The 12,058-nt window shown below is 72.3% G+C and carries 13 protein-coding genes; 6 read left to right on the top strand and 7 right to left on the bottom strand.

What is annotated here, in order from left to right; genetic code table 11:
* Positions 1 to 4 precede the first annotated feature (4 nt).
* Entirely contained in the window at positions 5 to 1,120 is a 1,116-nt protein-coding gene (gene purM, locus B7X32_RS00170; RefSeq protein ID WP_292714219.1) for a phosphoribosylformylglycinamidine cyclo-ligase, read from the bottom strand.
* 140 nt (positions 1,121 to 1,260) lie between these two features.
* Between purM and B7X32_RS00165 the strand changes: the two genes are divergently transcribed.
* Positions 1,261 to 1,860 (top strand): zinc-binding alcohol dehydrogenase, encoded by a 600-nt coding sequence (locus B7X32_RS00165; RefSeq protein ID WP_292714216.1) that lies wholly within the window; start codon positions 1,261 to 1,263, stop codon positions 1,858 to 1,860.
* A 52-nt stretch (positions 1,861 to 1,912) separates the two neighbouring features.
* Here B7X32_RS00165 and B7X32_RS00160 read toward each other — a convergent pair whose 3' ends face one another.
* Positions 1,913 to 2,230, bottom strand: a complete 318-nt coding sequence (locus B7X32_RS00160; RefSeq protein WP_292714213.1) for a potassium transporter Trk — start codon at positions 2,228 to 2,230, stop codon at positions 1,913 to 1,915.
* A 120-nt stretch (positions 2,231 to 2,350) separates the two neighbouring features.
* Positions 2,351 to 2,719, bottom strand: a complete 369-nt coding sequence (locus B7X32_RS00155; RefSeq protein WP_292714209.1) for a sterol carrier family protein — start codon at positions 2,717 to 2,719, stop codon at positions 2,351 to 2,353.
* A gap of 38 nt (positions 2,720 to 2,757) precedes the next feature.
* On the opposite strand from B7X32_RS00155, the gene B7X32_RS00150 reads away from it, so the two are divergent.
* Together B7X32_RS00150 and purD are read left to right on the top strand one after the other, a co-directional pair.
* Entirely contained in the window at positions 2,758 to 3,456 is a 699-nt protein-coding gene (locus B7X32_RS00150; protein ID WP_292714206.1) for a CoA pyrophosphatase, read from the top strand.
* Positions 3,457 to 3,512: 56 nt separating this feature from the next.
* A complete protein-coding gene (purD, locus tag B7X32_RS00145) occupies positions 3,513 to 4,790 on the top strand; it encodes a phosphoribosylamine--glycine ligase (RefSeq protein WP_292714204.1) in 1,278 nt (425 codons plus the stop codon).
* A 346-nt stretch (positions 4,791 to 5,136) separates the two neighbouring features.
* Here purD and B7X32_RS00140 read toward each other — a convergent pair whose 3' ends face one another.
* The 3 genes from B7X32_RS00140 to B7X32_RS00130 all read right to left on the bottom strand — a co-directional run bounded on the left by B7X32_RS00140 (position 5,137) and on the right by B7X32_RS00130 (position 7,911).
* Positions 5,137 to 6,624, bottom strand: a complete 1,488-nt coding sequence (locus tag B7X32_RS00140) for a DHA2 family efflux MFS transporter permease subunit (RefSeq protein ID WP_292714201.1) — start codon at positions 6,622 to 6,624, stop codon at positions 5,137 to 5,139.
* Positions 6,617 to 7,225, bottom strand: coding sequence for a PadR family transcriptional regulator (locus B7X32_RS00135; RefSeq protein ID WP_292714198.1), 609 nt, complete (start codon positions 7,223 to 7,225; stop codon positions 6,617 to 6,619). Before B7X32_RS00135 ends, B7X32_RS00140 begins: the two co-directional genes overlap by 8 nt.
* 92 nt (positions 7,226 to 7,317) lie before the next feature.
* Complete coding sequence (locus B7X32_RS00130) at positions 7,318 to 7,911, bottom strand: GNAT family N-acetyltransferase (protein ID WP_292714195.1); 594 nt, start codon at positions 7,909 to 7,911, stop codon at positions 7,318 to 7,320.
* Positions 7,912 to 7,990: 79 nt separating this feature from the next.
* Here B7X32_RS00130 and B7X32_RS00125 point away from each other — a divergent pair, with 79 nt between their 5' ends.
* Both B7X32_RS00125 and B7X32_RS00120 read left to right on the top strand, forming a co-directional pair.
* On the top strand, positions 7,991 to 8,866 hold the full coding sequence (locus tag B7X32_RS00125; protein ID WP_292714192.1) for a phosphoribosylaminoimidazolesuccinocarboxamide synthase: 876 nt from the start codon (positions 7,991 to 7,993) through the stop codon (positions 8,864 to 8,866).
* Between the two features lie 96 nt (positions 8,867 to 8,962).
* A complete protein-coding gene (locus tag B7X32_RS00120) occupies positions 8,963 to 10,309 on the top strand; it encodes a solute carrier family 23 protein (RefSeq protein WP_292714189.1) in 1,347 nt (448 codons plus the stop codon).
* Here B7X32_RS00120 and B7X32_RS00115 read toward each other — a convergent pair whose 3' ends face one another.
* Positions 10,310 to 11,074, bottom strand: coding sequence for a TetR/AcrR family transcriptional regulator (locus B7X32_RS00115; RefSeq protein ID WP_292714186.1), 765 nt, complete (start codon positions 11,072 to 11,074; stop codon positions 10,310 to 10,312).
* A gap of 104 nt (positions 11,075 to 11,178) precedes the next feature.
* Between B7X32_RS00115 and B7X32_RS00110 the strand changes: the two genes are divergently transcribed.
* Positions 11,179 to 12,054, top strand: coding sequence for a DUF1266 domain-containing protein (locus B7X32_RS00110; RefSeq protein ID WP_292714183.1), 876 nt, complete (start codon positions 11,179 to 11,181; stop codon positions 12,052 to 12,054).
* The last annotated feature ends 4 nt before the right edge of the window (positions 12,055 to 12,058 follow it).

The raw sequence follows: 12,058 nt of genomic DNA, 5'->3' as shown, positions 1-12,058 counted from the left end.
GGTGTCAGTTCGCTCCGTCCGCGTAGGCGCCGACCAGGCGCACGGCACCGCCGTCGACGCCCTTGGCGCCCTGTTCGAAGTCGCCGGCCGGGCGCGCGGCCACGGCGTCGAGCCGCACCGTCCCGACCTGCCAGGTGTCGATGCCGCCGGTCGTGAGCGCCTCGGCGATCGCGGTCGCGGACGAGGCATCGACGACGGCGAGGAAGCCGATGCCCAGGTTCCAGGTGCCCTCGCTGGACTCCAGCGTGGTGCCGGCCAGGTCGCTCAGCACGCGGAACACCGGGGCGGGCGACCACGTGGAGCGGTCGACCTCGGCCCAGGATCCCTGCGGCAGGACGCGCGCGAGGTTGGCCGCGATGCCGCCGCCGGTGACGTGGCTGAGGGAGTGCACGGCGCCGTCGAAGCGGTCGGCGATGCCGAGCAGCGGGGTCGTGTAGAGGCGGGTGGGGGTGAGCAGCGCCTCGCCCCAGGTGGCGCCGAGGTCGACGGCCCGGTCGGCGTAGCCGATCCCGGCCTTCGCGAGGATGTGCCGCACGAGCGAGTAGCCGTTCGAGTGCAGTCCGCTCGAGGCGAGGGCGAGGACGACGTCGCCGTCCTGCACGCGCTCGGACCCGAGGATCCGGTCCGCCTCGACGATTCCGGTCGCCGCGCCCGCGACGTCGTAGTCGTCGACGCCCAGCAGGCCGGGGTGCTCCGCCGTCTCGCCGCCGACGAGGGCGGTGCCGGTGAGCTCGCAGGCCTCGGCGATGCCGCGCACGATGTCGGCGATGCGCTCGGGGAAGACCTTGCCGCAGGCGATGTAGTCGGTCATGAACAGCGGCTTCGCGCCGACCACGACGATGTCGTCCACGACCATGCCGACCAGGTCGTGCCCGATCGTGTCGTGCTTGTCGATCGCCTGCGCGATCGCGACCTTGGTGCCAACGCCGTCGGTGCTCGAGGCGAGCAGCGGCCGACGATAGCCGAGCAGGGCGGAGGCGTCGAAGAGACCGGCGAATCCGCCGACCCCGCCGAGAACCTCGGGTCCGTGCGTGGCACGGACGGCGGACTTCATGAGTTCGACGGCTCGATCGCCGGCTGCCGTATCGACGCCGGCCTCAGCATAGGTGCGGGAGGACACCCGACAATCCTACCGGCGGGCGGCTGTGCGATCGCCCGCGGGCCGGGGCTCGGGGAGGCGGGACGGCGCCCGGGATCCGCGTCCGCGATCGTGACCCGCAAACAGGCCCCGCGCGGCCCGGAAATCCGTACGATGGGCGCATGGTCGACAAGCCGCAGTGGCTGGTGCGCGAGGAGGCCGGGATCCCGGTGCTCATCGCGCTCGCGCTGCGCCAGCGTCTCGGGATCCGGATCCCTCCCGAGCTCCCCACGTTGAGGGACCATCCGCTGCGCGCGTTCGACGACGGCGGGGTGGACGACGCGCTCGAGCGGCAGTGGCGGGCGTACTGGGACATGACGGTCGAACCCGAGACGCACCCCTCCACGTCGCCGCTTGAGCTCATCGACGGGTTCGACACGATCGTCGCGCTCCCCGCCGTGGGCGCGGAGCGGCTGCGGGCCGCGATCGCGCCGTTCGCCTCCGAGGTGGTGCGCTACGCGAAGGAGGCCCAGCAGCGCTACTCGCGCTCGGTCTCCGGCACGGGCGACCCGTACCGCGCCTACGCCGCCGCACTCGCGGAGTTCGAGCGCGACACCGGACGCCGCGCGCACTCCTTCGAGCTCAACGTGCACGTGCTGCCGCTCGCGCAGCGCGGGATCTGGCGCATCGGGGCGTTCAGCATCGCGGTCACCGACAGCCTCCGCCACGACCCCGTGGACTTCGACAGCGCGATCCGCCCCGTCATCGCCGAAGTGGCGTGACGAGGTCCGGGCGCGCGGAGCCCTCCCGGGCTCGGGCCGCGACCCGAGGGGGCTACTCCGCGACGGTCTCGCGATCGACGCGGACCACGCGCTCGCTGCGGCGCGCGGTGCGTTCGAAGATCAGCGCGATGACGCCCAGCAGGGCGATGCCGACCGGAACCGTCCACAGCAGCAGGAAGCCGAACACCTGCCCGAACGGGTAGGCGACCTGCGTGGCCTCCGACGCGCCGAAGTTGCCGAACACGGTCAGCACGAACGCGAGGACCACGCCCACCCCCACGCCGATGCCGAGGAAGACGCCCCAGCGCGGCGCACGACGGACGCGCGCCTCGACGATCTCGGGCGTGCGGTCCGGTTGCGGCGTGCTCATGCCTCCATTGTCCCACGCGCGCCTGTGCGGAGATCCGCGGAGGGCGCGCCCCGGCCGAGGCGCGAGATGCGGGCTCCGCGGCGGCCTGCGTCTCACGCGGCGAGCGGATGCCCCGCCGGGTCAGGGGCGCAGCGGCAGCAGCTCGGTGAGGTCCGCGCGAGTGCCGGAGGCATGGATCCGCCCGGCGTCGAGCGCCGACGCCCAGGTCTCGGATCCGGTCGCGACCGCGATCCACGTGGCCGGATCCAGTTCGACGACGTTCGGCGGGGTGCCGCGGGTGTGCCGGGGACCCTGCACGACCTGCACCGCGCCGAACGGCGGCACGCGCACCTCGACGCTGTTGCCCGGCGCCTTCTCGTCCAGCAGCTGCAGCAGATAGCGGACGGCCGTGGCGTAGTCGGCGCGGGCGGGCTTCCCGCCCGCGCCGAGCGCCGCACGCGCGGCATCGAGCGCCGCGCGCCCCGCCGTCGTGTCGATCCTGCTCGCCATAGGTCCATGCTAGGCACCGCGGGCATAGGCTCGGCACGATGACTTCCTCCGCCGAGACACCCGCCACGGACACCGCCGGGGCGCGCGCCGACCTGCTCGCGGCGGCGGCGAAGGGCGCGCTCGGCCTCGGCCGCTTCCCCGGGGTCGACGACGATGCGCACGCCGCGTCCGTGCTGATCCTGTTCGGCCGCCTCGACGACGAGCCGTCCGACGCGGATGCGGTCACGGTGCCCGCCGATCTCGACGTGCTGCTGCAGCGCCGTGCCGCGACGCTCTCCTCGCACCCGGGGCAGGTCTCGTTCCCCGGCGGTCGCCGCGAGGAGGCGGATCCGGATCCCGCCGCGACGGCCCTCCGCGAGGCGCAGGAGGAGACCGGGCTGGATCCGGCCGGCGTCGAGATCCTCGCGACCCTCCCGGAGATCCCCCTCGCCGCCAGCAACCATCTCGTCACCCCGGTGCTGGGCTGGTGGCGCGAGCCCTCGCGGGTGGTCGCGGTGGATCACGCCGAGACCGTGCAGGTGTTCCGCGTCCCGGTCGCGACGCTGCTGGATCCGGCGACCCGCTTCACCTCGACGCTCACCCGGATGGGGCAGACCTTCCGCGGCCCCGCCTTCGACGTCGACGGCACGATCGTGTGGGGCTTCACGGCGATGGTGCTCGACGGCGTCTTCGAGGCCGCCGGATGGACCCTGCCCTGGGACCGCGCCGACGAACGGCCCATCCGCCTCGAGGTGTGACGGTCGCGCGGCTTCACGACCGTCATCGACGGGCGCCCGCTCGGTAGGCTGACGGGGTGAAGATCCTCGTCCTCGGTTCCGGTGCCCGTGAGCACGCGATCATCCTCGCCCTGCGCGCCGAGAGGAAGGGCCATGAGATCCTCTGCGCCCCCGGCAACGCCGGGATCGCGCAGGACGCGACGCTGGTCGAGGTGGATCCGATGGACGGCGCGGCCGTCCGCGCGTTCGCCGACGAGCACGGCGTCGACCTCGTCGTGATCGGCCCGGAGGCGCCGCTCGTCGCGGGCGTCGCCGACGTGGTGCGCGCGCACGGGATCCCGGTGTTCGGACCCGGTCGCGCCGCAGCACAGCTGGAGGGATCCAAGGCCTTCGCGAAGCGGATCATGGAGGCGGCCTCGGTGCCGACCGGCCGCGCGGTGCGCGCCGCGACCGCGGCGGAGGTCGAGGCCGCGTTCGACGACCTGGGCGCGCCGTACGTGGTGAAGGCCGACGGGCTCGCGGCCGGCAAGGGCGTCATCGTCACCCCCGACCGCGCCGCCGCGCTCGCCCACGCCGAGCACTACCTTCCGCACGGCCCTGTGCTCGTCGAGGAGTTCCTCACCGGTCCCGAGGTCTCGCTGTTCTTCCTCAGCGACGGCGACTCCGTCCGCGCGCTGAGCCCCGCGCAGGACTTCAAGCGCGCCTTCGACGGCGACGAGGGGCCGAACACCGGCGGCATGGGCGCCTACTCGCCGCTGCCGTGGCTGGACGAGCAGTTCGGCAGCGAGGCGGCCTTCGTCGAGGAGGTCACCCGCACCGTCGCCCTCCCGGTCGTGAAGCAGCTCGACGCCGAGGGCACGCCGTTCATCGGCCTCCTCTACGCGGGCCTCATCCTCACGCCGAACGGCGTGCGCGTGATCGAGTTCAACGCGCGCTTCGGCGACCCGGAGACCCAGGTGGTGCTTCCGCGCCTGCGCACCCCGCTGTCGCGGCTGCTGCTCGCCGCCGCGACCGGCACGCTCGAGGACGAGCCGCAGCCCGAGTTCCGCGACGACGTCGCGATCACCGTCGTGCTCGCGAGCGAGGGCTACCCCGAAGCGCCGCAGACCGGTCGCCCGATCGAGGGCCTGGCCGAGGCGGCGACCGTCGAGGGCGTCAGCGTCGTGCACGCGGCGACCGCGGGCCCCGACGCCCCCGGCGGCAACCTCATCGCGACCGGCGGCCGCGTGCTGAACGTGGTCGCGACCGGATCCGACTTCGCCGACGCCCGCGCCCGCGCCTACGAGGCGCTCGGCCGGATCCGCCTCGATGGCGCGCACCACCGCACCGACATCGCCGCACGCGTCGCGCAGTAGCCGGCGCGGCGGGGGCTGCACGGCGCAGGGCTCGGCGGGCTCGCACGCGCCCGCGAACGCACGCGCCCGCGCACGCCCGCGCACGCCCGCAAACGTCGACGCCCCCTCGCAGTACCGAAGCCCCCTCGTATGGTCGTCCACACGAGGGGGCGTCGGCGCTCAGAGGGGGCGTCGGCGCTCAGAGGGGGCGCCGACGAGAGATGACGCGGCGCATCTGGGGAGGACGAGACGAGGAGCGCCGCCCGCGCACGTCGACGCCCCCTCGCGGTACCGAAACCCCCTCGCACGGACGTCCGCACGAGGGGGTCTCGGCGCGCAGAGGGGGCGTCGACGAGAGGGCGCGGCGTCAGCGCTTCACGAGGTGCGCCGGACGCTGCATGAACAGGATCCCGATCACGCCGACCAGCAGGACGGCGGCGGGCAGGATCATCGACTGCGCCATGGCGGAGGAGAACCCCGCCACTACGAAGTCGGGGAGCTTGCCCGTGCCGAAGTCGCCGCCGTGGCTCGCGGCACCCGGAAGGTTCGCCTCGAGGCGGCCCTGCATGAGCGCGGCGATCGCGGCCGAGCCGAGCACCGACCCGATCGTCCGGGTGGTGTTGTAGATGCCCGCGCCCGCGCCCGCCTGCCGCGGCTCGAGGTTGCGCGTGGCCGTCGTGGCCAGCGGACCCCACATGCCGGCCTGGCCGATGCCCATGAGCGCCGAGGGCAGCAGGAACATCCAGATCGGGGTGTCCGGCGTCATCAGCAGGCCGTACCAGACCAGGGCGACCGTGGTCAGGCCGAGGCCCGGCACGAGCAGCACGCGCGGATCCACGCGGTCGAGGATCCGGCCCGCGATCGGTGCGAGCACGCCCGACAGCACCGCCATCGGGATCAGCAGCAGCGCCGCCTGAGTGGGCGTGAGGCCGCGGGCGAGCTGGTAGAAGAACATCATCGGCAGGGACATCGAGGTCACCGTGAAGCCCACGGTCGCGATCCCGAAGTTCGCGACCGAGAAGTTGCGGTCGCGGAACAGGCCGAGCGGGACCAGAGGCTCGCTGCGGGTCTTCGCCTGCTGCCAGATGAAGACCGCCATCACCACGATGCCGGCCGCGATCATCGCCCAGATCCATCCGGCCCAGTCGTAGTGCTGGCCCTCCTGCAGCCCGAACACGATGAGGAACAGGCCGAGAGCGCTGAGCACGACGCCGACCATGTCGAACCGGTGCTCGTGGGTCTGCAGGCGCGGGACGAGGATCCAGGCGAGCACGAAGCCGATCACGCCGACCGGGAGGTTGATGAAGAAGATCCACTCCCAGCCGAGGCCGTCCACGAGCAGACCGCCGGCCAGGGGGCCGACGAGCGTGGCCACACCGGCCGTCGCGCCCCACAGGCCCATCGCCGCACCGCGGCGCTCGGCAGGGAAGGTGCGCGTGATGACCGCCATGGTCTGCGGCGTCATCAGCGCGGCGCCGAGGCCCTGCACGGCCCGGAACGCGATCAGCATCCCGAGCGAGTTGGACAGGCCGCAGCCCAGCGAGGCCAGCGTGAAGACCGTCAGGCCGATCAGGTACATGTTCTTCGGGCCGAACCGGTCGCCCAGGCGTCCGGTGATCAGCAGCGGCACGGCGTACGCGAGCAGGTAGGCGCTCGTCACCCACACGACGTTGTCGAGATTGTTCGTGGACGGGTCGAGCGCGGCCTTGATGGCAGGGTTCGCGACCGAGACGATCGTGGTGTCCACGAGGATCATGAAGAAGCCGATGACCAGCGCCCAGAGGGCGGGCCAGGGGCTCTTCGGCTTGTGGCCGACGGCGTAGGCGCCGGTCGACGTACCGATGGTTTCAGCCATTCTGGTGTGCCTTTCGCTTGGCAAGAAGGTGGTCCGGATCCGGCCCCCACGAGAAGTCGGGGGATGAGATCCGGGGGATCAGGGCGCCGAGCCAGTCGATCTCCGCCTGCAGCATCAGGCGGTGCCGGATCGGCTCGAGGAGGTACTGCTCCGGCACGTCGCGGGTCCCGGCGCCGTCGAGCGAGGCGCCGATCGTCGCCAGCTCCTCGCGGAGCAGCGCGAGCCGCTGCGTGAGGAGCTCGACCGCCTCGTCCCGGTCGAGGTTGTGCGCCTCGGCCAGGGCGACGCGGAACGGGGTCTGCCGACGGCTGCCGCCGAGCTCGCGGCGCACCCATTCGCGCACCGCCTCGGCGCCCGCAGGCGTGACCGTGTAGGTCGTGCGCTCCGGGCGGTTGCCGTCGCGATCGACGCCGACCTCCTCGAGCAGCCCCTGCCCGTGCAGCCGGGAGACGGTGTGGTACAGCGTGCCGTTGGAGATCGGGATGATCCGGTCGTCGCGACGGGCGCGCAGCAGCCGCGCCATCTCGTACGGGTGCATGTCGCCCTCGCTCAGCAGTGCGAGCACCATCACCCCCAGAGAGGTGAGCGCCGGATCCTTCACAATCACTCCATCCCGACTAGTCCATCTGGACTAATCCGACTACGACTATACGCCCGACCGGATCCGAGCGCCAGCGCTTTCTCCCGCCGGTCTCATCGCAGCGCCGCCGTGAGCTGGGCGGGCATCAGGGCACGATCCGCGTAGACGAGCCGCAGGACGGCAGGATCCGGGTTGCCCAGATCCGGAGCACGGTGGACGAGACGAAGCCCGACCTTCTCCGCGACGGCGGCCGAGGCGCGGTTGTGCTCGACGAGGTAGGCGATGACCGGGACGTCGGGGGCGACCTGCGCCGCGGCCTCGAGCGCGGCACGGGCCACCTCGGTCGCATACCCGCGGCCGTGGTGATCCGCGGAGAGGCGGTAGCCGAGGTTCCACACGCGGGCGGGCCCCTCGGGGCCGGCGTCGGGCGCGTCGGCCCCGAGCATCGTGACGCCGCCGTTGCCGATGACCTCGCCGGTCTCGCGCAGCCGCACGATCCAGGATCCGAGTCCATGGATCCGCCAGCTGGACCCCCAGCGCTCGAGCATGGCGGCGATGCGCTCCGGCTCGGTGGGCCGCAGGCTCGGGAAGTGCGTCCACACCCGGGGGTCGCTGTAGACGGCGAAGACGGCGTCGAGGTCGCCCGGCTCGGGGCGACGCAGGCTGAGACGGTCGGTCAGGATCTCGAAGGGGATGTCGGCGCTCACCCGAGCACACTAGGCCGAGCCTCGGACATCGCCGCCGCCTCCGTGCCCGACCCGGCGGGACGCCCGCGATAATGGACGCGTGAGCACACCCCTCGAACTCTCCGGCTGGCGGCACCTCTACTCCGGCAAGGTCCGCGACCTCTACGCGCCGGAGGATCCCGCGGACAAGCGGCTGCTGGTCGTCGCGAGCGACCGGGTCAGCGCGTTCGACTTCGCGCTGGAGCCGCCGATCCCGCAGAAGGGCGCGCTGCTCACCGGCCTCAGCCGCTGGTGGTTCGACCGGCTCGCCGAGGGAGCGGATCCGGTTCCCCACCACCTGGTGGACGGGGACGTCCCCGCCGAGGTGGCCGATCGCGCGATGCTCGCCCGGTCGCTCGAGATGCTGCCGATCGAGTGCGTGGTGCGCGGCTACCTGACCGGATCCGGCTGGCTCGAGTACCAGCAGAGCGGCACGGTCTGCGGGATCCCGCTGCCCGCGGGGCTGGAGAACGGCGACCGGCTGCCCGAGCCGCTCTTCACGCCCGCGTACAAGGCGCCGATGGGCGAGCACGACGAGAACATCACGTTCGAGCGCACCGCCGAGATCGTCGGCGCCGAGCGCGCCGCCCAGCTGCGCGACGTGTCGCTCGCGATCTACCGCCGCGCCGCCGCCATCGCGGAGGAGCGCGGGCTCATCCTCGCCGACACCAAGTTCGAGTTCGGCGTCGACGCCGACGGCGTCCTCCGCCTCGCCGACGAGGTGCTCACCAGCGACTCCTCGCGGTACTGGGACGCCGAGTCGTGGCGGACCGGATCCACCCCCGCCGAGCGCATGGCGAGCTTCGACAAGCAGATCGTGCGCGACTGGCTGAGCGCCCACTGGGACAAGCAGGGCACCCCGCCGGTGCTGCCCGCGGAGGTCGTCGCGCAGACCGCCGCGCGCTACGCCGAGCTGCTCGACCGCCTGACCGCCTGATCCGACCCGCCCCCTCCGCCGAGCGCGGGGCGCGCTCCCAGGGAACGCCCAGGATAGGGTTTCTCCAGCCCCCTCCCCCGATCCCGAGGAGTCCGCATGTCCCTGTGGAAGATCCACGGCGACGGACGCACCGTCGAACCCGGCGCCGTCGTCCGCCCCGATGAGCGCCTGAACTGGCCCGCCACGATCGCGATCGGCGTGCAGCACGTCGTGGCGATGTTCGGTGCGACGTTCCTCGTGCCGATCCTCACCGGCTTCCCGGTGCCGACGACCCTGCTGTTCAGCGGCGTGGGCACGATCCTGTTCCTGCTCATCACCCGGAACAAGCTGCCCAGCTACCTCGGATCCTCCTTCGCGTTCATCGCCCCGGTGACCGCCGCCACCGCCGCTCACGCGACGGGCGGCGACAGCGGGATCGGCGCTGCCCTCGCCGGCATCGTCGCGGTCGGCGTGCTGCTCGCGATCATCGGCGTCGTCGTGCACGTCGCCGGCGTGAAGTGGGTGGACCGCTTCCTGCCGCCCGTGCTGGCGGGCACGATCGTCGCGCTGATCGGGTTCAACCTCGCCGGCGCCGCGTACGGCAACTTCGCCAAGGCCCCCATCACGGCGACCTTCACCCTCGCGATCACGATCGTGTTCGCGGTGCTGTTCCGCGGATTCCTGGGCCGGATCTCCATCTTCCTCGGCGTGATCGCGGGCTACATCTTCGCCGGCTTCCGCGGCGAGCTCGACTTCTCCGCGGTCGACAAGGCGGCCTGGGTCGGCCTTCCCACGTTCCACTTCCCCGATTTCGGAACGCCGAGCGTGTGGAGCGGCATCGCGATGTTCCTGCCCGTCGTGCTCGTGCTCATCGCCGAGAACGTCGGTCACGTCCGCGGCGTCGCGACCATGGTCGAGGATCCGGAGATCAACGCGCAGACCGGGAAGGCGCTCATCGCCGACGGCGTCTCGACCACGATCGCCGGCCTCTTCGGCGGATCGGGAACGACCACCTACGGCGAGAACATCGGCGTGATGGCGTCGACCAGGGTGTACTCGACCGCCGCCTACTGGGTCGCCGGCATCGCGGCGATCCTGCTCAGCCTCTCCCCGAAGTTCGGCGCGATCATCAACTCGGTGCCGGCGGGCGTGCTCGGCGGCATCACGACGGGGCTCTACGGCCTCATCGGCGTGATCGGCATCAAGATCTGGGTCGACAACCGCGTCGACTTCTCGCGTCCCGTGAACCAGTACACGGCCGCCGTCGCGCTCGTCATCGCGGTCGGCGGGTTCTCGATCGCGGTCAAGGACTCGGGCTTCGTGCTCGGCGGCATCGTCATCGCGACCGTGGCCGCGATCGTCATCTACCACGGCGGCAACGCGATCGCACGGCTGCGCAGGTCCGGCGCGGACGACCCGCGGCCGCTGGAGGCCGTCGGCCCGATGGGCGGCGACCCCGCCTGATCAGCGCGAAGCCCGCGCGCGCGGTTCGGATCCCGAGCCCGGCGCGGGCTTCGCCATGCCGGGAAGGGGTTCCGCGGGCTCGGGCAGGCCGTAGCGGCGGTGCACCCAGCGACGGGCCTCCTCGAGCGGGTACGAGTCGCCGTACATGATGCGCTGACCGACGATCCCGTCGAGCACGCTGCGGAGCATGATCTCCTCGAGCGCCGGATCCGCGTCGCCGCGGTCGCGGAAGATCGAGCGCACCGCGTCCTCCGCCGCGACGACGCCCGCCAGGTGCCGCCGCTCCCCCTCCGCGAACAGCGCCCGCGTGGTCGGCTGCTGCTGGAGTGCGACGACCACGCGCTGCAGGGGCAGGGCTACCGCGGTCATGCCGAGCGCGGTGTCGATGATGGCCGCGAGCCGCACCTCCGGAGGGAGCGGCACGGCGGACGGAGGGAGCGGCGCGGCGGACGGCGGGGGCTGCTCCTCGGCGGACCGCGTGCCAGCCCCGTCCGCCTGGCCCGCACTCGCCGGCACCGGCGGCGGTCCGCTGTGCGCGATGCCGAGCAGCATGTCGAACCAGCGGTCGATCACGGCCTGGACGAGCTGCTCCTTGCCACCGAAGTAGTAGTTGACAAGTCCCTGAGCGACGCCCGCGCGCCGGGTGATGTCGGCGATCGTGGCGCCGTCGATCCCGCGCTCGGCGAAGACCTCGATCGCCGCCTCGAGCAGGCTCTCGCGCGAGCGCTCCCGGGCGATGCGGTTCTGCTCCGGGGAGCGTGCCATGCGCCGTGCCTTCCGGATCCGTTTTCCGGGTGACGGATCCGTTCGCTACATTAATCACTGAATATTCATTCAACCTACATAAACCCTCACACCGGAGGATCCTCATGCACGGCAGCGCCCGCGTCGATCTGAACGACCTCGGCAGTCTCATCGGCTGGCTCTTCGCCCAGTGGTGGGTGTGGGTCGTCGTCGGCGTCGTCGTGCTGTTCTTCCTGGTCGTCTGGATCATGCCCGCGGCGAAGGTCAAGCCCTCCGAGGCGTACTCGACCGACGACCGGGAGGCGAACGAGATCGCGCTGGGCTTCCTGCAGATCGTGAACCAGCCGTCCGGGCCGTGGAACGACCCGACCGCGTCCGCGCTGAGCGCGGGCGAGAAGAAGCGGCTCGTCGAGATGTGGGGCGTGGCGACGCGCGAGGAGTGGCTCGCCGGGATCGAGAGGCTCGTCACCGTCCGGCGCCGCCGCGACGTCTGGGTGACCTGCCTCGCCATCCGCGCGGAGCTCGCGGGACGCCTAAGCCGTGTGCCGAAGTCCAAGGAGTGGGCGGCCGCGATCATCGAGGCCGGCGGCGACAAGCGCGATGCCCGCTCCTTCGTCGCCGCGATCGAGGGCGTCGAGACCCAGGTGCGCAAGCTCGTCGGCAAGGACATCGTCACGCCCGACCTCTACGTCCGCACGCTCGACGGGTACGCGCTCGGCCAGGCCGTCGCGCTCGCGACCTGGGGCGTCGCCCTGGGCCACGCCGACGTGCCGGAGGCGCGCGCGATCATCCACCGCATCAACGAAGAGGGTCGCCCGGCGTTCTCCTCCTGGGCCGACTTCGGCCTGAGCTACATCACGGGCCGCGTGATGCACTGGAGCGACGGCGTGATCGGCGAGAAGACCTTCGACAAGTTCGGCGACGGCTGGTCCGAGTTCAAGGCCGCGTCGACCGCGAAGCGCAACGGGCCGTGGGCGTCGCTGCCCTGGCGGGTCGGGTGAGCGA

Origin of the sequence: Microbacterium sp. 13-71-7 (assembly GCF_002257455.1) — a bacterium.
In the GTDB taxonomy this organism is placed as follows: domain Bacteria; phylum Actinomycetota; class Actinomycetes; order Actinomycetales; family Microbacteriaceae; genus Microbacterium.
The sequence above is the reverse complement of the archived record's forward strand: the minus strand, read 5'-3'. Positions and strand labels throughout refer to the sequence as shown.